The following is a 22,022-nucleotide window of genomic DNA, read 5'->3' on the forward strand; positions in this document are numbered from 1 at the left end:
GCGCCCGTCCTACGACTGGCACACCACCTGGTCGCCCGTCAGCGCCCCGAACTCGCCTTGGTAGGCGTCCTCCGCCCGCACCGGCCTGACCTGCTTGAAGTCCTGGCCCGCGAACACCTTCAGGGTGGCGCCCTGACCCTTCACCGCCCGCAGCTGGCTGCCGGGCAGCGCCGTCGCCAGGGACTTCGCCGAGCGGTCCCAGCGCGGGTCGTACGCGACGACCGTGCGCGGCAGCGGCTTGCCCACGAAGTTGCCCGGGGCCCGCGTCGTCCTGAAGCCGGTGGACCGCAGCGCCGTGTCGACCCGCTTGCCCAGGCCCGGAGTGCCCGCGGCGTTGTCGACCTGCACCCGGATCTGCTGCGGCGACACGTCGACGATCGCCTTGCGCCGTGCGCCGTGCGCGGCGAGCGGACGGTCCTCGCGCAGCGCCTTGAAGAGCTTCGCGGACCTCTGCGGGTCCCACTTCAGCGTCGACCCGATGCCCGGCACAAGGACGCCCTTGCTGCGCAGCGGCACCGTCGTGAACTCCGACGACGACGGCGAGAAGCCGCGCATCGCCCGCCCCAGGGCGAGCATCTCGTTCGTGCCGAAGCCCTTGTCGGCCCGGACCGAGCCGAGCAGCGTCCTGGACACGTCGCGGAACTTCAGCGGGTTGAGCAGCACCCCGCTGCCGGTGGCCTTCGAGATGAGCGCCGCGAGGAACCGCTGCTGGCGCTGCATCCGCCCCAGGTCCGACGTGCCGTCGACGTGCCGTGTGCGGACGTACTGCAGCGCGGCGCCGCCGTTCAGCTTGTGCGTGCCGACGGGGAGATCGAGCCCTGTGTACGAGTCCTTCAGCGGGCGGGCCGTGCAGATCTCGACGCCGCCGAGCACGTCCACGGTCTTCATGAAGCTGGTGAAGTCGACCTCCATGTAGTGGTCGATCTTGACCTTCGTCATGTTCTCGACGGTCCGCACGGTCAGGTTGGGTCCGCCCTCCGCGTACGCCGCGTTCATCTTGACCGGGTGCGGCTTGTGCTTGTCGCCGGAGTTCCGGTCGACGTGCTCGGGCATCTCGGCGTAGCTGTCGCGGGGCAGGCTCACGACGCTGGCGCGGTCCCGGTCCTCCGAGAGGTGCACGATCATGATCGTGTCCGTGCAGTGGCAGGGCGCCCCGCCGAGCCGGTACTTCTGCTTCTCCGCCTTGGTGATCTTCTCGCGGCCGTCGGTGCCGACGAGCAGCACGTTCATGCCGTTGCCGCCCTTGGGCCGGTTCTTCATGTCCTTGAAGGCGTCGACCCGGCTGATCTCGGTGTCGAGGCTGGTGACCACACCGTGCCCGATCCCGGCCGCCGCGAGCACGGTCACCGAGAACCCGGTCGCCACCCGCATGGCCCAGCGTGGCCGCCTGCGCTGCTTGACCGGCCGCCCCGCGGGCTGCTGCACAGGCTGCCTCGCTCGTGGCGGGCGCAGGCCACGCGGCGGCGGGGTGGGGGAGCGGCGGGGCGGTGTGGGCACGTGAAGGGACACCTCCGCGGTGACGGGCCTGTCCGGGACGGGGTAGGGGGACCCGCGATGGGCCGGGGAACGCGAGAACCGTAGGCCCATACGATCTGCGACCCGGGGCAGCAGGCCGGGCGGCGCGCGCCGGTGTCCCCCATTCGCGGTAACGTGGCGCCGATGAACGCGACGCCCGACGTGCAGCTTCCTGCCGTATCCGTGATCATGCCGGTGCTCAACGAGGAACGGCACCTGCGTGCTGCCGTCTCAGCGATCCTTGAGCAGGAGTACGACGGTGAGATGGAGGTCGTCGTCGCGCTCGGTCCCTCCACGGACCGGACGAACGAGATCGCCGCCGAACTGGTCGCCGAGACCGCGGGCAACCGCGCGAAGGTGCAGACCGTCCCGAACCCCACGGGGCGCACGCCCGCGGCCCTGAACGCCGCCATCAAGGCGTCGAGTCACCCGATCGTGGTGCGCGTGGACGGCCACGGCATCCTCTCGCCCGGCTATATCGCGACGGCCGTACGCCTCCTGGAGGAGACCGGCGCGCAGAACGTCGGCGGCATCATGCACGCCGAGGGCGAGAACGACTGGGAGCACGCGGTCGCCGCCGCCATGACGTCGAAGATCGGCGTGGGCAACGCGGCCTTCCACACCGGTGGCGCCGCCCAGCAGGCGGAGACCGTCTACCTCGGCGTCTTCCGCCGCGAGGCCCTCGAACAGCAGGGCGGCTACAACGAAGAGTTCATCCGCGCCCAGGACTGGGAGCTGAACTTCCGCATCCGTGAGGCCGGCGGGCTCATCTGGTTCTCGCCCGAGCTGAAGGTGCAGTACCGCCCGCGGCCGAGCGTGAAGGCGCTCGCCAAGCAGTACAAGGACTACGGCCGCTGGCGGCACGTCGTCGCCCGGTACCACGAGGGCTCCATCAACCTGCGCTACCTCGCGCCCCCGACCGCGGTCTGCGCGATCGCGGCAGGCGTCGTCGTGGGCGCGCTTGTGACCCCCTGGGGCTTCGTCGTCCCCGCCGGCTATGTCGCGGCGATCGCTGCGGGCTCGCTGCCCGCGGGCAAGGGGCTTCCGCTGAAGGCGCGCCTGCAGATCCCGGTGGCCCTCGCGACCATGCACATGTCGTGGGGCTGGGGCTTCCTGACCAGCCCGCGCTCGCTCGCCAAGAGGGTCATCGCCTCCCGGCGCCCGGCCGTCCTCAGTGAGGCCTGAGCACAGCCGGACGAGCCCCGGCCCACTTGCCGTGGGCCGGGCTCATCTCCCGTGGGCCGGGCTCACTTCCAGGTGAAGTTCGGATCCACGTGCATGCACGCCTTCTTGTCCGAGCCGTTGAGCGCCTCGGCCGAATCCGGCGTCTTGTCGTCCTGCTTCGACTTGGGAGGGGCGTTCCCCTCCCGCCAGTCGGCGCCGACGACCAGGGTGACCCCCGAGACGTCCGTCGACTTCTTCACCGAACTCAGCTTCATGCCTAGGGACTTGGCGACCCGCTGGGCGTCGCCCTCCAGGTCGGCGCTGGGGAACTTGATGACGGTCTTCTCCTGCGCGAGGACGGTCGTCGTGTCGGCCGCCGCCTTGGTGAAGCCCTTCCCCGCGAGGAGCTGCGTGACCGTGCTCGCGCGCCCGCTGACCGGGGGCTCGACGTCCGTGCGGGTGCCGTTCTGCACCTGCACCGCGATCTCGCCGTCGTCGGCCGCCGGATCGTCCGAGACCTTCTCCTTGGCGGGCTTCTTCTTGCCCTTGCCGTCCAGTGAGATGTCGTCGCGTACGAGGCGGAAGAGCTGCTCGGCGTCGCCCGGCTTGGGGATCACGCGCGCGCCCACGTACTCGAAGGGCATGGTCGTCATCGTGGTCCGCTCCGGCGAGACCTTCTTGAGCTCGTTGCTCAGGTCGAAGAGCGCTTTGACGCTGCCCAGGCCGTCGTCGACCTTGAGTGCGCTGGTGGCCGTCTCGGCGAGCTTGCGCAGCTTGTTGGGGCTGCCCAAGTTGGCGTTCTCGCGCAGCTCGCGCACGAGTGCGTTCATGTACATGTGCTGGGCCTTGGCCCGGCTGATGTCGGTGCCGCCGTCGAAGCCGTAGCGGGTGCGCAGCCACTGCAGGGCCTGCTCGCCCTTGACGTACGTGGTGCCCTTCTCGAGCTTCAGGCCGGAGCCGTGGCCCTCGCTGTCGCGCGAGTGGATGTTGGCGTCCACGCAGACCGGTACGCCGCCGATGGCGTCGGCCATGGAGACCACACCCGAGAAGTCCACCTCCATGAAGTGGTTGATGCGGATGTTGGTGAGCTTCTCCCAGGTGGCGACCGTGCAGCCGGGGCCGCCGCGGCCGAGCGACTGGTTCGTCATCGTCCGCTGCGTCGACGCCTCGTAGACCTTGCCGTCGTCCGGGTCGGTGCACTTGGGAATGGAGAGCAGCGTGTCGCGCGGCATGCTGATGACCGACATGTTCGTGCGGTCGGCCGACAGGTGCAGGAGCATCTGGACGTCGGCGAGCGGTGTGCCCCCGAAGGTCTCCTTGGCGCCGCCGAGCTTCTGGTTCTCCTTGGAGTCCCGCGCGTCCGAACCGATCAGAAGGATGTTCAGCGGGGTCTGGCCCGCCGCGTTCGGCGTGGGCTCGGGGGCCCGGTGGTCGCCGAGGTTCAGGTCGTCGGTCTCCAGGTTGTTGTTCAAGTGCTGGTAGTAGAGATATCCGGCGCCGGCCGTGCCGAGTATCAGCACCGAGAGAATCGTCGCCGACCAGCGGAGTATCCGGCGTCTTGGACGCGGAGCCCGTCCGCCGCCACCCCCATGCCGACGCCTGTGGTGCCCGCTGTCCGCCGAGGGCTCCCCTCCCTCGTGCGGCGGGCCTTCTTCCAAGCCGTGATCACTGGCGTGCGGGGCGCGTTGTCGCGCCCCCTCCCCACGCACGCTGCTTTTCCCCATCCCCTGCCCCTCCCCGCGCTCCCCGCGCTACCCCGAATTACGGCCATCCTGCGCCTAGTCAGACGCAGAATGGCCGCTTCAGGTCACTTGGCGCACACAGTCTTGTCCGCTTCGACCTTCTGGATGCCCTCCGGCGCCTTCGACGGGGTACTGATGGGCACCCCGGCCCCCTTGAAGTCGCTGCCGAGCGTCAGCTTGATGGCGGGCAGACCCTGCGAGTTCTTCTCGCTCTTGCCGGGCTTCATCGCGGAGCCGGAGAGCCCCATGACGTCGGCGAGCCGCCGGGCCTGATCGGCCTGGTCGGGGGCGTACTCCAGCGTCGTCTTCTTGAGGTCGGACGGCGCGTTGCCGAGCTGGCTTGCCTTGGACATGCCCTCAGTGTTCTGCAAGTACGTGAGAGTTGCCTGAGCGGCGCCGGTCTTCCCGCTGCCGTTGTAGATGTTGACCCGCACCTCGGAAGCCTCGGACTTGCTGCCCTTGAGGCGGGCGGCGACCGCCGCCTTCTCCTTCTTCTCCTTCTTCTTCACCGCGGTCAGCGACTCGTCGGCGCGCATCATGGAGAACAGCGGGTCGGCCTTGGCCTCGTCCACGACGACGGTCGTGTGGACCTTCTCCGCCGGGTTGTCGACGACAGGCACGGTCGCGAAGCTCAGGTTCTTCATGTCGAGCTTGCCGAGCTCCATGCCCAGGTCACGGAGTTTCATGATGTCCGCGATCTTGGAGTCGACCGTGAGCGCCTCGGTGCCCGCTTCGGCCAGCTTTATCATCTTCGACGGGCTGGTCAGCGTGTCGTTCGACTTGAGCTTGCGCATCAGCGAGCTGAGGAACTGCTGTTGCAGCTCGATGCGGCTCAAGTCCCCGCCGGTGCCCACGGAGTGGCGCGTGCGGACGAACGCCAGCGCCTCCTCGCCCTCGATGGTGTGCTTGCCCGCGGGCAGGTCCAGGTGCGAGTCCGGGTCGTCGATGTCCTTGGCCAGACAGACGTCGACGCCGCCGACCGCGCTGGAGAGCGTCTTGACCGCGTTGAAGTCGGCCACCATGAAGTGGTCGGGGACTATCCCGGTGATCTCCGTGACCGTACGCATGGTGCAGCTGGGCGTGCGCTCGCTCTGCCCGAGGCTCTCGTTGAAGCGGGCGCCCTTCGTGCCGGTGATCGTCTTCTTGCTGCCGTCCTTCATCGTGGTCGGGCAGTCCGGAATGTCCGTGATCATGTCGCGCGGGATGCTCAACGCGGTCGCGTTGGTGCGGTCCTTGGAGACGTGCAGCAGGATCGTCGTGTCGGCGTGCCCGACGCTTCCCTTGTCGCCGTACTTCTCGTTGCCCTCGCCGCTGCGCTTGTCCGTGCCCATCACCAGGATGTTGATGGCGCGGTCCTTGCTGAAGCCGCCGGTGCTCGCGCCGTCGTCGGCGATCGAGTTGATGTTGTCGTTGAGGTGTTGGTAGTAGACGTACCCGCCCACACCGACCGCGACCAGGACGAGGGCGAGCGAGCCGCCCGTCCACATCAGGACCTTCTTGCCCTTGGACTTCCTCGGCTTCTGCTTGCGCCGCCCGCCCGCTGCCTCCGGCTGCGGATTGCGGCGTCTGCGCTGAGGCGGAACCTCGCGCTGTTCGTCACGGGGCTCATCGCGTCGGCCATCGCGGCCGCGCGATCCCTGGCGGGTCGAGGACCGCGGTGATCTGCGCGGTCCAGGCACTGCCGACTGCCCTGCGGAAGGGCTCAGTCGCAGTTCGTAATCGCCGGTGTTCGGGTTGAGCACCCACTGGTCTGCGGGGTCGATGTTCTCCGCCCGCCCACGGCCTTGCGCGTCCACGGTTAGCTGCGTCCTCCGTCGGGGCCACGCGGCGCCTTTCCCCCCTCAAGAAAGGCGCTCGGTCAGTCATCCAGCGGTGCGCAGCCCGGAAGGGCCCGGCGCACCGGATCGCTCACACTATCCGGCCAGTTCGGCGGTGAACGACGCCGGTGACAAATTCCACTCCCCTACAACTGGGCAATACGCCCTATTTCTTTGTGCAGGCGGTCTTGCGCTTGGGGATGGCTTTACTCGCAGGTCGTTCCCGCAGCCGTGTTGCCCCGGAATGTGGGAGCGGGGCTCGGCGTATGAGAAGGGTCGTCCGGCTTCTCGTCGCTCTCGGAGTCGTCGTGGTCCGCGGAGTCGTCGTACTCCTCCGCCTGCTCGTCGACGGGCGCGGTTTCGGGCTCCTTGCGCGTCACTTGGAGGGGTGCGTCCGTTCGGAGCCGCGTGAAGAGTTCCTCCGCCGCGGGCTCGACGAGTTCATCCCGATTGGCGTCGTAGACATACGACCGCCGGGGCACGGTGAGGAACTGCACCTGTTCTGTGGGGATGTTGCGCATGCCGCGCACCAGTTCGTACAAACCACGCAAACTCGCCAGCGCGGGGTCCGTGGTCAGCGAAGAAGTGGCCGCGTCGAGAACGGGATAGAGCTTCGCCGGATTGAGCAGGACGTCATTGCTCTGCACCTTGTTGACGAGTGCCGCGAGGAACTGCTGCTGGCGGTCCATCCGGTCGGTGTCGCTGCCGTTGCCGATGCTCTTGCGGGCGCGCACGTAGCCGAGCGCCTGCTCGCCGTTGAGGGTGTGCCTGCCCGCGGGGAGCTTCAGATGCGCGTCGGAGTCGTTGATCGGGGCCTTGAGGCAGACCTGTACGCCGTCGACGGCGTTGACCATGTCCTTGAACCCGGCGAAGTCCACGACCATGTGGTGGTCGACGCGGATCTTCGTCATCTTCTCGACCGTACGAATCGTGCAGGCCGTCCCGCCGAACTGGAACGCCCAGTTGAACTGCGCGAACTGGGCCCGCGTCCGCGAACCGTCGGACTTGCGGCAGCTGGGGATGTCCACCATCACGTCCCGCGGGATCGACACCGCGGTCGCGCTCTGCCGGTCGGCCGCGAGGTGCAGCAGGATCGTGGTGTCCGAGCGCTCGGTGCCCTTGTCGCGGCCGTACTTCTTGTTGCCCCGGCCCGAGCGGGTGTCGGAGCCGATCAGGAGGATGTTCTGCGCGTCGTGCACCAGCGGTGTGGGGCGCTCCTTCTCGTAGCGCGCCAGCTCCGCCGCGGCGTCGGTGTCCTCGGTGATGTTGCCGTCGAGCTTGTTGTAGACCGCCCAGCCCGCGCCCCCGGCGACCAGCACGAGCCCGGCCGCCCCCATGGCCGTCCAGCGCAGCCAGCGCCGCCTGCGCCGGGCGATGCCCGCGCCCGTGGGGCTGGAGCCCGCGCCGGGTCCGTACGTCGCCGGCGGCTCAGGCGGGGTGCCGTCCGGGTCCGGTCGGTCCGGTCCGGCGGGCATGCCTGCGGTGTCGGACACGTGTACGGCCACCCCTCATAGCGACGTCGGTGCATGGTGCGCTCTTACGACCATGGACCGACGTGACGCCGGGGGCCTGCGGGCCAGGGGCTCGTGTGGGCCGAACGGGGGACGGGTTACTTGGCGGTGGCGGTGACCCGCTCGTCCTCGACGCGCTTGGCGAGGCCGTCGTCGGCGAGCTGGTCCAGGTGGCGGCAGAGCACCACGGAGCCGCCCGCCGCCAGCGGGGCGTACAGACCGGAGCTCAGGCCCTCCCAGGTGTCGTACGAAAGACCCGAGAGCAGCCGGGAGCCGGGCGCGAGCCCCAGTGCCCCGGCGTCGGCGCGGGCCCGCTCCACCAGCTCCGCACCCGTCAGCTCACCGGCGCCGCCGACGGCGAGGGCGGGCTCGTCCGGGTCCACGGGGGCGTACGGAGCGAAACGGTCGCCCTGGCTCGGCACCTCGACCGCGTAGTCCGCGAAGCCCTCGGGGGCCTGCGGGAAGCGTCCGCCGAGCGGCCGGAGCGCGAGCGCGACCCGCTCTCCGGAGCAGGCCCGCGCCGCGTCGAGCGAGTCGGGCCCGCTGATGACGAGGTCGGCACCGGCCGGGTCGCCGCCCACGTCCGCGACGACACCGACGGACGAACAGGCGAGCAGCCAGACCGCCGTCTGCCAGTGCGCGGGAAGCAGCAGCGCGAGCCGGTCGCCGGGCTGGGCGGCGAGATCGTCCTGGAGCAGGTTGGCGGTCTTGGCCACCCAATTGGCGAAGGTGGCCACGGACAATTCGACGCGCTCGCCCGTGGCGTCGTCGTAGAAGGTGATCAGCGGGCGGCCCGGGTCCGCGGCGAGCGCGGATCGCAGCAGGTCGGCAGGGGTGCGGTCGGTGGCGTTCACGGGCGCAAGGGTACGCGGGTGCCCTTGCGCCCCCGGGCGTGGCGGGGGAGTGCGGGCCACCGGTTCGGCGGACACGAACCGACGGTCCGTCAATTCCCCAATGGACAGAATTGTCCACCTATGCCAACTATCAATCGTATGCGTGGATTTCTAGCTTCCTCGATCGGCGTCACGTGCGCGGCCGCCCTGGCGCTCCCCCTCACCCTGCCGTCGTCCGGCGCCCGCGCCGCGACCCCGGACGCTCAGCCGCCGGCCGGGCGTTCCGCGGAATCGGTTCCGGGCAGCACACAGTCACTCCCGCTCACCCCACTCGGCTCCGACCGCTCCATCGGCGGCGGCGCGTCCCGCGAACAGGGCCTGCTCCAGCGCGATGTCCGGCCCTTCTCCCTCGTCGGCGTCGTCTGGGACGACCCGGACGACGAACTGCACGGCAGCGTCCAGGTCCGCACGCGCGCCAGCGGCACCGGCAGCTGGTCCGGCTGGCAGCCCGTGGAGACCCACAACCACGAGCACGCCGCCGACCCGGACGACCCGGAGCGCGCCACGGGCAGGGTCCGCGGCTCCACGGCGCCGCTGTGGGTCGGCGACTCGGACGGCGTCGAGATCCGCGTACGAGGAGAGGCGCCGCAGCACCGCGCGAGCGCGGGATCTCCCGCGGAACAGGCCCTTCCGGCGGGCCTGCGTCTCGAACTCGTCGACCCCGGCGCCGAGCCGCCCCCGCAGGGCTCCGTGCCCGAAGGCCCCCGCACCACGGCCCTGACCGCCGAGACTGCGGCCTCCTCCGCGGTCAACGCCGACCTCGCCCCGATGGGCGCGTCCGCCATCCCCGCGCTCAGCAAGAAGGAGACGCAGGACGACCTGATCGCGGCCCGCGGCGGCCCGGAGGACTCCGTGGGGAAGGCGAGGCCCTACGTGGGCCCCCGGCCGCGCATCATCACGCGCAAGGGCTGGGGCGCGGACGAGAAGCTCCGCGAGAAGGACTTCGCGTACACGAAGTCCGTGAAGGCCGCCTTCGTGCACCACAGCGCGTCCGGCAACAACTACCGCTGCTCACAGGCGGGCTCCGTGCTGCGCAGCATCTACCGCTACCACGTCAAGAGCAGCGGCTGGCGTGACTTCGGCTACAACTTCGCGGTCGACAAGTGCGGAAACATCTACGAAGGACGTGCCGGAGGTGTGGCCAAGCCCGTCCTCGGGGCCCACACTCTCGGTTTCAACACCAACAGCATGGGCATCGCCGTCCTCGGCAGCTTCGGCTACTCCAACCCGCCCGCGGCCGCCGTGAACGCCGTCGCCCGGCTGACCGCCTGGAAGCTCGGCCTGTACGGCGCGAACCCGCGAGGAATGACATATCTGAAGTCCGGGGGTGGCAATCTGTACAAGAAGGGCAAGAACGTCCGGCTCCATGTGATCTCCGGGCACCGTGACGGCTTCGCCACGGAATGCCCCGGTAGCCGCCTGTACAAGAAGCTGGGCAAGGCCCGGTCCTCCTCGGCCCGCTTCCAGGGCCGCTGAGGCGGGGCCGAACCGCACGACCCCTATCACACGGCACACCGCACGACCCGCAAAGCGCACTGCACGATCTGCAAAGCCATCTGCATACACTGGCCGGCCGCGACTCAAGTTCGGCCGGCCCCAGCAGGAAGCAGAGACGACAGGTGACAGAAGCGATCCTCCTGGTCGGCGGCAAGGGAACCCGGCTGCGTCCGCTCACGGTGCACACCCCCAAACCGATGGTTCCGGCGGCGGGCGTCCCGTTCCTCACCCACCAGCTGGCGCGGGCCCGCGCGGCAGGCGTGGAGCACATCGTCCTGGCGACCTCGTACCTCGCCGAGGTCTTCGAGCCGTACTTCGGGGACGGCTCGGCGCTCGGCCTCCACATCGAGTACGTCACGGAGACCGAGCCCCTCGGCACGGGCGGCGCGATCCGCAACGTGGCGTCGCGCCTGCGCTCGGGCCCCGACGAACCGGTCCTGATCTTCAACGGCGACATCCTCACGGGCCTGGACATCCGCGCCCTGGTCACGACGCACGAGGAGTCGGGAGCGGACGTCTCCCTGCACCTCACGAAGGTCGACGACCCCCGCGCGTACGGCCTCGTGCCGACCGACGGTACGGGCAGGGTGCAGGCCTTCCTGGAGAAGCCGCAGACCCCCGAGGAGATCGTCACCGACCAGATCAACGCGGGCGCGTACGTGTTCCGGCGCTCGGTCATCGACACGATCCCGGCAGGACGCCCGGTCTCGGTGGAACGCGAGACGTTCCCCGACCTCCTGGCCTCGGGAGCCCACCTCCAGGGCATGGTCGACTCGACGTACTGGCTGGACCTGGGCACACCCCAGGCCTTCGTACGCGGCTCCGCCGACCTCGTCCTCGGCCGCGCCCCGTCCCCCGCGATCCCCGGCCGCTGCGGCGACCGCCTGGTCCTGCCGACGGCCACGGTCGCCCCAGACGCGAAGCTCACCGGCGGCACGGTGGTCGGCGACGACGCGGTGGTCGGCGAGGGCGCACGGGTGGACGGCAGCACGGTCCTCGCGGGCGCGGTGATCGAACCGAACGCGGTGATCACGGACTCGCTGATCGGCGCGGGCGCGAGGGTGGGCGCACGCACGGTCCTTGCGGGCGCGGTGATCGGCGACGGCGCGGACATCGGCCCCGACAACGAACTGCGCGACGGAGTACGCGTGTGGTGCGGGGCGAGGCTGCCGGCGGGGGCGGTGCGGTTCTCGTCGGACCAATAGGCCTCGCGCAGGCCTGTCCAGCCCGCCCGGCGGCTTCGGCTCTCTCAGCCCGTCCGGCGTTTGAGGACGGGCTCGGCGGAGCCGGTGATGGCGGTGCGCAAGGCTCCGCGTCGGCGGGTTTTCGGGAGGGCGGGCTGGATTCTCAGCCCGTCCGGCGTGTGAGGACGAGCTCGGCGGAGCCGGTGACCGACGGCACGCAAGGCCCCCGCGCCAGATGGAGCGGGTTTTCGGGAAGGGGCGGGGTAGGGGACAAAAAAGCCCCTACCCTCGTACAGATGTCATCCCGTTTCGCCCCCCGCCCCACCCGCACCACAGTGCGCGGCGGCGAAACGGCGATCCCCCAGGGCATGCCCCGCCAACCCACAGCGGCGCGCACCCGCACCTGGACCCCGCCCCACCCCCTGAACCTGGGCCTGACCCTGGGCCCCCTCCGAAGGGGCCCCGCAGACCCCACGTTCCGCGCGACCCCGGACGGCTCGGCCTGGCGGGCCAGCCGCACCCCGGAAGGCCCCGGCACGCTCAGGGTCGCCCTCCGCGCGGAGACAAAGACGGTGGAGGCAGAAGCCTGGGGTCCAGGAGCCACCTGGCTCCTGGACCAACTCCCGCAACTGCTCGGCGATTCGGACACCCCGGAGGACTTCACCCCCCGCCACCGCCTGCTCGCAGCAACAGCGCACCGCCGCCCCGGCCTCCGCCTGCTCCGCACGGGCCTGGTCCTGGAGTCCCTGATCCCGTCGATCCTGGAACAGAAGGTCACGACGGACGAGGCGTACCGCGCCTGGCGCCTCCTGGTCCGCAAGTACGGCGAACCGGCGCCGGGCAAGCCCCCTGCCCAGCTCCGCCTGCACGTCATGCCGGACCCCAGGACCTGGACCCTGATCCCGTCCTGGGAGTGGCACAAGGCGGGCGTGGACAACAAACGCGCGTCGGCGATCCTGCGCGCGGCACGCGTGGCCGCACGCATGGAGGAGGCGGCGACGATGTCCCCGCCCGAAGCCCAGGCCCGCCTGGAGCTGATCCCGGGCATCGGCCCCTGGACGTCGGCGGAGACGATCCAGCGCAGCAACGGCGCCCCGGACGCGGTCACGGTGGGCGACCTCCACCTGCCGGGAATCATCGGCCACGCCCTGGCAGGCGACCGCACGGCGGACGACGAGGAGATGCTGCGCCTCCTGGAGCCCTACGCGGGCCAGCGCCACCGAGCGGCCCGCCTGATCCTCCTGAGCGGCCGCACCCCGGCCCGCAGACAGCCGAAAATGCCGAAGACAGACATCGCCGCGCTGTAAGAGCCGCCCGGCACGGGCGCCCCGTCAGGGGCGCGGGGAACTGCGCGACCAGCCCCCACAGACCCGTGGCCGAAGAACAACGCGATGCCCGCCCAACGCCTCCGGGGGCGACTCACCGCACCTGGACGAAGTCCCCGGGGTCCCGCACGGCCCGAGCGCCAGGTGCAACGGCCCCGTGCCCCACGGCCACCGCCCCCATCGGATCCCACGACCCCGGAAGCCCGAGCACGTCCCGTACGACATCCCGGCAGAACATCGTCGACGAGACCCACGCGGAGCCGAGCCGCTCCCCGGCAAGGGCGACAAGGAAGTTCTGCACCCCGGCCCCGGCCGCGACCACGAACATCTCCCGCTCGGCAGCGTCCCGCCGAGCATCCCCGTACGTGTGCGAGCCGTCCATCACCAGACAAGGCACCACCAGATAAGGCGCCTTGCGCAGCACATCCCCCCGCCGCACCCGCTTGGCGACGGACTCCGCGGACTTCCCGTCCCGCTCCAGGTCGGCGATCCACGCCTCCCGCATCGCGTCGAGCAGCCGCACCCGCGACTCCTCGGACTCGAGCAGGACGAACCGCCACGGCGTCGTGTGATGCGGCGCGGGCGCCGTCACCGCCGCCGCCACGGCACGCCGTACGGCCCCGGGATCCACCGGCTCGTCCGTGAACTCCCGCACGGTCCGCCGCTGCGTCACGGCCTCCCGGACGGCCTCGGACGTCCCGAGCCGGAACATGTCGTCACGGGAGCTCCGCACCATGACCCGGGCCCCCTCGTCGGGCTCCCCGGCCTCACCGGATTCCCCGACGACGTGCGGCAGCCCGCGGACCACCGCGACCGGCAGCCCGCCGGCCTTCCCCTTGACGAGGTCGCCCGCGGCGGCCAGCTCGTCCGCGGTGGCGACGACCGTCGCGCTCAGCGGATTGCCGTACGCGTCGGTCCCGCCCCGCAGATCGTCGAGCACCCGCACGCCCGCCGCCCCGATGGCGACGTCCGTCAGGCCGTTGCGCCAGGGCCGCCCGAAGGTGTCCGTGACCACGACCCCCACGTCCACACCGAGCGCGTCCCGCAGCCCGTCCCGCACCGCACGCGCCGACGCGTCGGCGTCCTCGGGCAGCAACAGCACGGTCCCGGCAGGAGTGTTGGAGGCATCGACACCGGCGGCGGCCATCACAAGGCCCTGCCGGTTCTCGACGATGCGCAGGGTCCCGCGCCGCGCCACGACCCGCACGGTCTCCGCGTCGATGGCCGCCTCGCGGTCGCTCGCCTGGACGATCCGCCCCTCGGCCTTGCTGACGATCTTCGAGGTGACGAGCAGTACGTCACCGTCGGCGAGCCCCGGCTCCGTGGCGGCGATCAGCTTGGCGAGGTCGTCCCCCTGCCGCACCTCGGGCAGCCCGGGAACGGCCCACACCCGGTACGACGGCGAAGCCCCGGCACCGGAAGCCCCGGCCACGGAAGTCGCCGTATCGGAAGAGCTCACGCCCGCACCTCCTCCGCGAGGGCGAGCGCCGCACGTGCCATCTCGGCGGTCGCGTCGATGTCGCTCATCATCAGCGGAATGGCCCGGCACTGGATCCCGGCCGACTCGACCCGCTCCACGACGCCCGCGTCCACGGTGTCGACGAGCCAGCCGTCGAGCAGCCCGCTTCCGTAGTGCTCGGCGACCGCGGCGGCCGTCGTCTCCACGCCCACCGCGGCGAGCACCTTGTCGGCCATGCCCCGCACGGGAGCGTCCCCGACGATGGGGGAGAGCCCGACGACGGGCACGCCCGCGTCGGCGATGGCCTCGCGGATGCCCGGCACGGCGAGGATCGTCCCGACGCTCACCACGGGGTTGGACGGCGGGAAGAGCACGACGTCCGCTTCGGCGATCGCCTCCAGGACACCGGGCGCGGGCTTGGCCTGGTCGGCGCCGACCGGCACGATGGCGTGCGCGTCCACGGAGGCCCGCAGCCGCACCCAGTACTCCTGGAAGTGCACGGCCTTCTGCTCGCCGTCGACCGTGACGGCGACATGTGTCTCGACGCGGTCGTCCGACATCGGGATGAGCCGCACACCCGGCTGCCAGCGCTCGCAGAGCGCTTCCGTCACCGCGCTGAGCGGGAATCCGGCGGCCAGCATCTGCGTCCGCACGATGTGCGTGGCGAAGTCCCGGTCGCCGAGCCCGAACCACTCGGGACCGACTCCGTACGCCGCGAGTTCTTCCTTGACCTTGAACGTCTCGTCCGTACGTCCCCAGCCCTGCTCTTCGTTGATGCCGCCGCCGAGGGTGTACATCACGGTGTCGAGGTCGGGGCAGACCTTCAGGCCGAACAGGTGAATGTCGTCACCGGTGTTGCCGATGACCGTGATGTCCGCGTCAGGCGCGGCTTTCTTGAGCCCGCGGAGGAAACGGGCGCCGCCGATACCGCCGGCCAGGACCACAATGCGCATGGGCCCAAGCATGTCAGGCAGGTACGACAGCGCGTCAGGCGGTTACGACATCTCCGGCAGCCTGGGCGGTGGCCCGCACCCCGCACTGCGCCGCGTGCATCGGCATGTCGGTCAGGCCGGGGTAGTAGATGTGCAGGCTGACGGCCGGTTCCAGGGAGTCGTTGACCACGTCGTGGACGTACCCGGGCGCGAAGACGCGCTGGGCCCCGGCGCCGAGCGCGCGCTGGCCGCGGTCCGTGCGCTCGGTCAACTCACCGTCCAGGACGGTGAGTACGCCGGAGGAGCGGCCGTGGTCATGCGGGCCGCTGCCCTGTCCGGGCACCCAGGAGAGCAGCCAGACCTCGTATCCCGGTCCCGTGCGCAGGCGGTGGTACCAGCGGCTCGTCGCGTCGTACTCGACGAGGTGGGACCACTGCGCGCGGTCGGCCGCGATGGTGCGGGCCAGGCCGACGAACTCGGCCACGGTGGCCGGGTGCTCGCGGGCGGGCTGCAGGAGGTGGGTGACTTCGAGGATGTCGCCGGCGATCTGGAGGTCGCTGTCGCTGTTCATGGTGCGGTGGTTCCTCAACGTGAGAGTGCTGGGGTGTCGCGCGGAAGGTGGAGCGGGGAGGTGCTCGACAACAAGCCGGAAGGCTTCAGACGATTGCTCGGGCGATGAAGGGCCGGAGCGGGCTCAACAGCTGGAAGCGGGAAGGCTCAACAGCTGGAACAGGAACAGCGACAGCGCGCGTGGACAGCACCGAGGAGCCCGCTGGTGCGGGTCGTCGAGAGTGCCAAGTTTGCGAGCATGCCCACTAGGACAGCGGCTCACACCTTCCCTGTCAACTCTATGTCCGGTATGTGGGATATGTTTCACCTCATCCGGTTGTTCTGCCAGGGGAAAGGTTTGTGCAGCGGGCACACGGGACACATCGCGCTTCAACCGGCGCGTAAACCCCGGCGTGAACCCGTGACCCGAATGTGATCCCCTTCGCTTCGGAGGACCGGCCGCAACGGGATGGATCTCCGTGACGTCCTTCCCTGATGAGGGTGGCCACGGGGCGCCTCGGGATGGGCCGCTGGCGGGTGTCAGGGTTTATGCCGATTTGAACACTTTCCGCATTACCTTGGTTCCGCAGGGTGAATAAGGGACCCAATAGCAGATCTCGGCTTGACTGGCCCGGATCGGCACACTTGTAATTTCACTCGTGTCGTTCAGCCGAAATCGGTAACGGCAAGCACCACGGGGACGCACAGACAGACGAGGGGCGCACATGACCGAGCTGGTTCAGGAACTGCTGGTCGAGGACGCGGACGAGGAACTCGGCTGGCAGGAGCGCGCGCTGTGCGCCCAGACCGACCCCGAGTCCTTCTTCCCCGAGAAGGGCGGCTCCACGCGAGAGGCCAAGAAGGTCTGCCTCGCCTGTGAGGTTCGCTCGGAATGCCTTGAGTACGCACTGGCGAACGACGAGCGGTTCGGTATCTGGGGCGGCCTTTCGGAGCGCGAACGCCGCCGCCTGAAGAAGGCCGCCGTCTGAACACCAGCTGGTTCCGCCCGACCATCCGCCCGACCAAACGGCACACACCCCTACGTAAGGAACAGCCCGTCGCCCGTGGGTTATCCACAGGCGGCGGGCTGTTGTGATGCCAGCCGTTAGTGTGGGGCCCCGTCCGAGACGCCCCGGCGCCCCCATGAAGCGCAGGCGTCCACCGCAGTCCATCGAACCGGGGCCCGTACCTCGATGTCCGTGCACAGCCATTCGGCAGCCGCTCACCACGACGCTGCCGCCCCTGAGTTCCCGCGGCACGTCGTCACCGCCGTGATCGTCTCCCACGACGGCGCCCGCTGGCTGCCCGACGCCCTCGCCGGCCTGCTCGGCCAGGAGCGCCCGGTGCAGAACGCCGTGGCCGCGGACACCGGCAGCGCGGACGACTCCGCCCGCCTGGTCACCGAGGCACTCGGCCCCGACCGCGTCCTGCACCTGGCCCGGCGCTCCGGCTTCGGCACCGCCGTCGACGAGGCGAACCGCACCGCCGGCGTGCTGACCCCGGAAGAGCTGCCCTATCTGAAGCGCCCCAGCGGCTGGGACCCGGTCAGCCGGTCCTGGCGCGACGACGCCTACGACCTCCCCGAACTGCCGCACGGCGAGCCCGAACAGTGGCTGTGGCTGCTGCACGACGACTGCGCGCCCGAGCCGGGCGCCCTCGCCGAACTGCTGCGCGTCGTGGAGAACGAACGCGAGGTCGGCAAGGACGTCGCGATCGTCGGCCCCAAGCTGCGCGGTTGGTACGACCGCCGCCAGCTCCTCGAGGTCGGCGTCTCCATCGCCAACAGCGGCCGCCGCTGGACCGGCATCGACCGCCGCGAACAGGACCAGGGCCAGCACGACCACGTACGGCCCGTCCTCTCGGTCTCCACCGCGGGCATGCTGATCCGGCGTGACGTCTTCGCCGAACTGGGCGGGTTCGACCGGCGCCTGCCGCTCATGCGGGACGACGTCGACCTGTGCTGGCGCGCGCAGAACGCGGGCCACCGCGTCCTCGTCGCCCCCGAAGCCGTCGTGCGGCACGCCGAGGCCTCCTCGCGCGAGCGCCGCACCGTCGACTGCGTCGGGCGTACGTCGACGTCGCCGCACCGCGTGGACAAGGCGGGCGCCGCCTACACCCTGCTCGTCAACGCCCGTACGGCCGTGCTGCCCTGGGTGCTCTTCCGGCTCGTGGTGGGCACCCTGCTGCGCACCGTCGCGTATCTGGTCGGCAAGGTTCCCGGCCAGGCCGTCGACGAGGTCGCCGGTCTCCTGGGGACGCTGCTGCGGCCCGGACGGATCGCCGGCGCCCGCAAGCAACGCGGCAAGTCGGCGCTCGAACCGGCCGAGATGCGGCCGCTGTTCCCGCCGCCGGGCGCCACCGTGCGCGCGACCGTCGAACAGGTCGCCGGCAATGTCGTCGGCCGCTCCGACCCCGAGGCCGTCACCGGCGCGGGGCGGCACGGAGCCGTCGAGTCCGGCCCCGGCGGTGACGACGCCGACTTCCTCCAGGTCGAGCAGTTCGCACGGCTGAAGCGCATGGCCCGCAAGCCGGGACCGATGCTCTTCGTGGTGCTCCTGTTCGTCTCGCTCATCGCCTGCCGCGAACTCCTCGGCGGCGGCGCCCTCGCGGGCGGCGCGCTGCTTCCCGCACCCGGCGACTCCTCCGGCCTCTGGTCGCGCTATCTGGATGCCTGGCACCCCGTGGGGACCGGCGGCACGCAGTCGGCGCCGCCCTATCTCGCACTCGTCGCGGGGCTCAGCTCCCTGCTGTTCGGGTCCACCGGGCTCGCTGTCACGGTGCTCCTCGTCGGCTCGGTGCCGCTGGCGGGATTCGCCGCCTACTTCGCGTCCCGGCCGCTGGTCGAGTCGCGCCTGCTGCGCGCCTGGGCCTCGGTCGCGTACGCCTTCCTGCCGGCCGCCACGGGCGCGCTCGCGGGCGGGCGCATCGGCACCGCCGTCCTGGCGATCCTGCTGCCGCTGATGGCGCGCGCGGGCATCGCCGCGAGCGGACTGACCTCTTCGGAGGGCTCGCGCGGGAGCTGGCGCGCCACTTGGGCGTTCGCCCTGCTCCTGACGCTCACCACCGCCTTCACGCCGATCATGTGGCCGATCGCCCTGGTGCTCGGCCTCGCGCTCCTCGTGGTGCGCAGGGGCGACATCACGGCGTACGGCCTTCGCTTCCTCGCCGCGTTCGGCACCCCGCTCCTGATGCTCGCGCCCTGGTCGCTCTCGCTGCTGCCCTTCGGCTTCTTCGGAGAGGCGGGCCTGGAGTTCGCCGCCGGCTCCGCGACCGGCCTCGACCTGCTCGGGGGCAGCCCCGGCGGTCCCGGGACGGTGGACGGGCTGCTGCTCATCGGCATCGTGCTCGCCGCCCTGGCCGCGCTGCTGCGCACCGAGCGGCAGCTGGCGGTCCGTACGGCCTGGGTCGTCGCGCTGGTCTCGCTGGTCTTCGCGGCGCTCTCGAACAGCTCGGCGTGGGCAGGCCCCGCGACCCTCGGGTACGGCATCGCGCTCCTGGCGGCCGCCGCGCTCGGTGCCGACGGCGCACGCACGCGTGTCGCCGAGCAGAGCTTCGGCTGGCGTCAGCCGGTCGCCGTCCTCATCGCGTTCGCGGCCGCCGCCGGACCGCTGCTCGTCGCCGCGGGGTGGATGATCCGCGGCGCCGACGGCCCGCTGGAGCGGCGCGACCCGGTGCAGGTGCCGGCGTTCGTCGCCGAGGAGAGCGGTACGCAGGACCAGGCCCGCACGCTCGTCCTGGACAGCGACTCGGCCGCCCAGGTCGCGTACACGCTCGTGCGCGGCTCCGGCGCCCGGCTCGGTGACGCCGAACTCGCCGACGCGGGCGGCTCGAACCAGCACCTCGACAAGATCGTCGCCAGGCTCCTCGCGGGCTCCGGCGCCGACCAGGCCGACCAGCTCGGCGGCTTCGCCGTGCGCTACGTCCTCGTACGCGACGGCGCGCCCCGCCAGATGAGCCGCACCCTGGACGCCACGCCCGGCCTCACCCGGCTCAGCCAGGAGGACGGCAGCGCCCTGTGGCGCGTGGACCGCCAGGTCTCGCGCGCCGCGATCGTGCCCGAGTCCGGCGACCCGCTGCCCGTCGCCGCGGGCCCCGTCGAGCTGCACACGAACATCCCGGCCGGTGACGAGGGCCGCACCCTGCGGCTCGCCGACGCGGCCGACGAAGGCTGGACGGCGACCCTGGACGGCACCCCGCTGACCAGGACCACGCTGGACGGCTGGGCGCAGGGCTTCGACCTGCCCGCGACGGGCGGCCGCCTGGACGTCGCCTACGAATCGCCCGCGAGCCACACGGGATGGCTGTGGGCGCAGGGCGCGCTCGCCGTGGTCCTGGTGGTCCTCGCCCTTCCGGGCCGGCGCCGCGACGTGGACGACGACCTCCCGGACGAGCCCGTCATCCCGGCGCAGCCGGTCGAGGGCGAGGGGCGCAGGGCACGCAGGCTGCGGGCCGCGCAGGCCGAGCAGGAGGCCGCGCAGGCAGCCGCAGGGCAGGACGACGCGGCTGGTGCGGTGCCCCCTCCTCCGGAGGAGGAGGCCTTCGCCGCGGTGCCCCAGCAGCAGTCGTACGACGAGTGGGAGGCCCCCGCCCACGCGGGCGCCGATTACGGCACGTACCAAGGCGAGCAGCAGTACCAGGACGCGCAGTACCCGGCGGGTGGCTACGACCAGGCCGACCAGTTGGCGTACCAGGACCCCTACCAGGGCGGCCAGTACGACCCGTACGCCTACGGAGGCGCGCAGCAGGGCGGCGAGCAGTACGGGCAGTCGTTCGACGCCACGTACGGGCAGCAGCCCCCGATGCCGCCACAGCCCCCGCAGCCGCCGCACGGCACCGACAGTGAGCGCCCCGACGGGAGCCAGCAGTGAACCGCACGACCCAGTCCCTGATCGCCGTCGCGGCCGCGCTCGCCGCCGTCACCGGATTCGCCGCGGTCAACGCGCCCGACGGCAGCGGTGACGACGGCGCGAAGGCGGCCGCGCGGCTGCCCGTCGAGCGCACCAGCCTGCTCTGCCCGGTGCCCAGTTCGTCCGACCTCGCCGAGACCTCGTACACGGCGTTCACGCCCAAGGGCACGGACTCCGCAGACGCGGGCAAGGCCGAGCTGCTGCCTGCCACACAGGAGTTGACGGACGCTCCGAAGCACGGCGGCAAGGACAAGAAGAAGGCCGTCAAGCCCTTCCTGACCCCCAAGACACCGGGCAAGCCCGTCACCGGTGAGGAGTCGGGCGGCGAGTCGCCCGCGCTCCTCGGCACCGCCGACGGCCGCCTGGCCCCCGGCTGGACCGTCCAGCAGACCACCAAGTACGCGGTGGGCAGCGGCCGCGGCCTCCAGGGCGCCAACTGCACGGCACCGGACACGGACTTCTGGTTCCCGGGCGCGAGCACCGACAAGGACCGCAGCGACTACGTCCACCTGACCAACCCGGACGACTCGGCGGCCGTCGTCGACATCGAGCTGTACGGCAAGGACGGCGCCCTCAAGACCGAGGTGGGGGAGGCGATCCAGGTCCAGCCGCACTCCAGCGTCCCGGTCCTGCTGTCCACCCTCTCGCCCAAGGAACAGACCAACATCACGATGCACGTGACCGCGCGCAGCGGCCGGGTCGCGGCCGCCGTGCAGTCGTCGGACGACAAGCTCGGCGGCGACTGGCTGCCCGCGTCCGCCGACCCGGCGAGCCGTCTGGTCCTGCCCGGCATCCCCAAGGACGCCACGTCCGTACGGCTCGTGGCCTTCGCGCCCGGCGCCGACGACGCCGACCTGAAGGTCCAACTGGCCTCGCCCACCGGCTCGATCAGCCCGGCCGGGCACGCGAACCTGCACGTGAAGTCCGGCATGACGACCGCCGTCGACCTCGGCGACGTCACGAAGGGCGAGGCGGGCTCACTGATCCTGACGCCGACCGAGGACGCGGCGCCGGTGGTGGCCGCCCTGCGCGTCACCCGGGGCAAGGGCGCCGACCAGGAGACGGCGTTCATCCCCGCCACGAACGCGATCGGCACGCGCGCGACGGCGGCCGACAACCGCGCCAAGGGCTCCACGCTGTCCCTTGTCGCCCCCGGCAAGACCGGCAAGGTCAAGGTCACGGCGTCGGAGGGCAGCGAGGGCGGCTCGTCGACGAGCAAGACGTACACGGTCAAGGGCGGCACGACGATGGGGATCAAGCCCCCCGTCCCGAGCGGCCTCAAGGGCACGTACGCCCTCACGGTGGAGCCGGTGTCGGGGGCCGAGGTCTATGCCTCCCGCATGCTGGAGGACCCGGACGGCGGTGTCCCGATGTTCACCGTCCAGACCCTGCCGGACGACAGGGGCACTGTGTCGGTGCCGAAGGCGGAACAGGACCTGAAGGTGCTGCAGAAGTAGGCCGGGCGGGGGAGAGCCGGTCTTCCCGGGAGAGGCGGGGGAGAGACGGTCTTCCCGGCACAGGCGGGGG

15 protein-coding genes are annotated in these 22,022 nt (G+C 71.2%); 7 read left to right on the forward strand and 8 right to left on the reverse strand.

The genetic code is table 11. The annotated features are described in order from the left end of the window. Nucleotides 1-9 precede the first annotated feature (9 nt). Nucleotides 10-1,371, reverse strand: a complete 1,362-nt coding sequence (locus ABZ833_RS23385; protein ID WP_361049694.1) for an LCP family protein — start codon at nucleotides 1,369-1,371, stop codon at nucleotides 10-12. 288 nt (nucleotides 1,372-1,659) lie between these two features. Between ABZ833_RS23385 and ABZ833_RS23390 the strand changes: the two genes are divergently transcribed. Further along, the gene (locus tag ABZ833_RS23390) at nucleotides 1,660-2,700 is read left to right on the forward strand and encodes a glycosyltransferase family 2 protein (RefSeq protein WP_361049587.1); all 1,041 of its coding nucleotides are present in this window, start codon (nucleotides 1,660-1,662) and stop codon (nucleotides 2,698-2,700) included. Between the two features lie 62 nt (nucleotides 2,701-2,762). Here the strand turns inward: ABZ833_RS23390 and ABZ833_RS23395 are convergent, their stop codons facing one another. From ABZ833_RS23395 to ABZ833_RS23410, 4 genes are all read right to left on the reverse strand, one after another. Continuing rightward, a complete protein-coding gene (locus ABZ833_RS23395) occupies nucleotides 2,763-4,403 on the reverse strand; it encodes an LCP family protein (protein WP_361049589.1) in 1,641 nt (546 codons plus the stop codon). Between the two features lie 83 nt (nucleotides 4,404-4,486). Continuing rightward, entirely contained in the window at nucleotides 4,487-6,217 is a 1,731-nt protein-coding gene (locus ABZ833_RS23400; protein ID WP_361049591.1) for an LCP family protein, read from the reverse strand. Between the two features lie 227 nt (nucleotides 6,218-6,444). Continuing rightward, nucleotides 6,445-7,731 carry an LCP family protein gene (locus ABZ833_RS23405; RefSeq protein WP_361049593.1) on the reverse strand — a complete coding sequence of 429 codons (1,287 nt, stop codon included), beginning with the start codon at nucleotides 7,729-7,731 and terminating at the stop codon, nucleotides 6,445-6,447. A gap of 116 nt (nucleotides 7,732-7,847) precedes the next feature. Further along, nucleotides 7,848-8,603, reverse strand: a complete 756-nt coding sequence (locus ABZ833_RS23410) for a TIGR03089 family protein (protein ID WP_361049595.1) — start codon at nucleotides 8,601-8,603, stop codon at nucleotides 7,848-7,850. Between the two features lie 138 nt (nucleotides 8,604-8,741). Here ABZ833_RS23410 and ABZ833_RS23415 point away from each other — a divergent pair, with 138 nt between their 5' ends. From ABZ833_RS23415 to ABZ833_RS23425, 3 genes are all read left to right on the forward strand, one after another. Further along, nucleotides 8,742-10,118: an N-acetylmuramoyl-L-alanine amidase gene (locus tag ABZ833_RS23415; RefSeq protein ID WP_361049597.1), complete on the forward strand. Its 1,377-nt coding sequence runs from the start codon at nucleotides 8,742-8,744 to the stop codon at nucleotides 10,116-10,118. Nucleotides 10,119-10,261: 143 nt separating this feature from the next. Beyond that, a complete protein-coding gene (locus ABZ833_RS23420; RefSeq protein WP_361049599.1) occupies nucleotides 10,262-11,344 on the forward strand; it encodes an NDP-sugar synthase in 1,083 nt (360 codons plus the stop codon). Between the two features lie 275 nt (nucleotides 11,345-11,619). Further along, nucleotides 11,620-12,630 (forward strand): DNA-3-methyladenine glycosylase 2 family protein, encoded by a 1,011-nt coding sequence (locus ABZ833_RS23425; RefSeq protein ID WP_361049601.1) that lies wholly within the window; start codon nucleotides 11,620-11,622, stop codon nucleotides 12,628-12,630. Between the two features lie 112 nt (nucleotides 12,631-12,742). Here the strand turns inward: ABZ833_RS23425 and ABZ833_RS23430 are convergent, their stop codons facing one another. From ABZ833_RS23430 to ABZ833_RS23440, 3 genes are read right to left on the reverse strand one after another with little or no spacing between them, the layout of a single operon-like run. Continuing rightward, complete coding sequence (locus ABZ833_RS23430) at nucleotides 12,743-14,080, reverse strand: coenzyme F420-0:L-glutamate ligase (RefSeq protein ID WP_361049696.1); 1,338 nt, start codon at nucleotides 14,078-14,080, stop codon at nucleotides 12,743-12,745. Nucleotides 14,081-14,103: 23 nt separating this feature from the next. Beyond that, nucleotides 14,104-15,060 (reverse strand): 2-phospho-L-lactate transferase, encoded by a 957-nt coding sequence (gene cofD, locus ABZ833_RS23435; protein ID WP_361049603.1) that lies wholly within the window; start codon nucleotides 15,058-15,060, stop codon nucleotides 14,104-14,106. Between the two features lie 34 nt (nucleotides 15,061-15,094). Continuing rightward, nucleotides 15,095-15,610, reverse strand: coding sequence for a cysteine dioxygenase family protein (locus ABZ833_RS23440; protein ID WP_361049605.1), 516 nt, complete (start codon nucleotides 15,608-15,610; stop codon nucleotides 15,095-15,097). Nucleotides 15,611-16,313: 703 nt separating this feature from the next. Between ABZ833_RS23440 and ABZ833_RS23445 the strand changes: the two genes are divergently transcribed. The 3 genes from ABZ833_RS23445 to ABZ833_RS23455 all read left to right on the forward strand — a co-directional run bounded on the left by ABZ833_RS23445 (nucleotide 16,314) and on the right by ABZ833_RS23455 (nucleotide 21,952). Continuing rightward, entirely contained in the window at nucleotides 16,314-16,577 is a 264-nt protein-coding gene (locus ABZ833_RS23445) for a WhiB family transcriptional regulator (RefSeq protein WP_016642094.1), read from the forward strand. A gap of 204 nt (nucleotides 16,578-16,781) precedes the next feature. Continuing rightward, complete coding sequence (locus ABZ833_RS23450; RefSeq protein WP_361049607.1) at nucleotides 16,782-20,456, forward strand: glycosyltransferase family 2 protein; 3,675 nt, start codon at nucleotides 16,782-16,784, stop codon at nucleotides 20,454-20,456. Beyond that, nucleotides 20,453-21,952, forward strand: coding sequence for a DUF5719 family protein (locus ABZ833_RS23455; RefSeq protein ID WP_361049609.1), 1,500 nt, complete (start codon nucleotides 20,453-20,455; stop codon nucleotides 21,950-21,952). The genes ABZ833_RS23450 and ABZ833_RS23455 overlap by 4 nt, the downstream gene beginning before the upstream one ends. Nucleotides 21,953-22,022: the final 70 nt, after the last annotated feature.

The organism is Streptomyces sp. NPDC047525 (genome assembly GCF_040643025.1).
In the GTDB taxonomy this organism is placed as follows: domain Bacteria; phylum Actinomycetota; class Actinomycetes; order Streptomycetales; family Streptomycetaceae; genus Streptomyces; species Streptomyces durmitorensis.

Bases quoted from the DNA above. Each gene is read 5' to 3' on its own strand.
- ABZ833_RS23390 (WP_361049587.1), top strand. From the start codon at position 1,660: ATGAACGCGACGCCCGACGTGCAGCTTCCTGCCGTATCCGTGATCATG.
- ABZ833_RS23385 (WP_361049694.1), bottom strand. From the start codon at position 1,371: ATGCGGGTGGCGACCGGGTTCTCGGTGACCGTGCTCGCGGCGGCCGGG.
- ABZ833_RS23450 (WP_361049607.1), top strand. From the start codon at position 16,782: ATGTCCGTGCACAGCCATTCGGCAGCCGCTCACCACGACGCTGCCGCC.
- ABZ833_RS23395 (WP_361049589.1), bottom strand. From the start codon at position 4,403: ATGGGGAAAAGCAGCGTGCGTGGGGAGGGGGCGCGACAACGCGCCCCG.
- cofD (WP_361049603.1), bottom strand. From the start codon at position 15,060: ATGCGCATTGTGGTCCTGGCCGGCGGTATCGGCGGCGCCCGTTTCCTC.
- ABZ833_RS23425 (WP_361049601.1), top strand. From the start codon at position 11,620: ATGTCATCCCGTTTCGCCCCCCGCCCCACCCGCACCACAGTGCGCGGC.
- ABZ833_RS23440 (WP_361049605.1), bottom strand. From the start codon at position 15,610: ATGAACAGCGACAGCGACCTCCAGATCGCCGGCGACATCCTCGAAGTC.
- ABZ833_RS23445 (WP_016642094.1), top strand. From the start codon at position 16,314: ATGACCGAGCTGGTTCAGGAACTGCTGGTCGAGGACGCGGACGAGGAA.
- ABZ833_RS23415 (WP_361049597.1), top strand. From the start codon at position 8,742: ATGCGTGGATTTCTAGCTTCCTCGATCGGCGTCACGTGCGCGGCCGCC.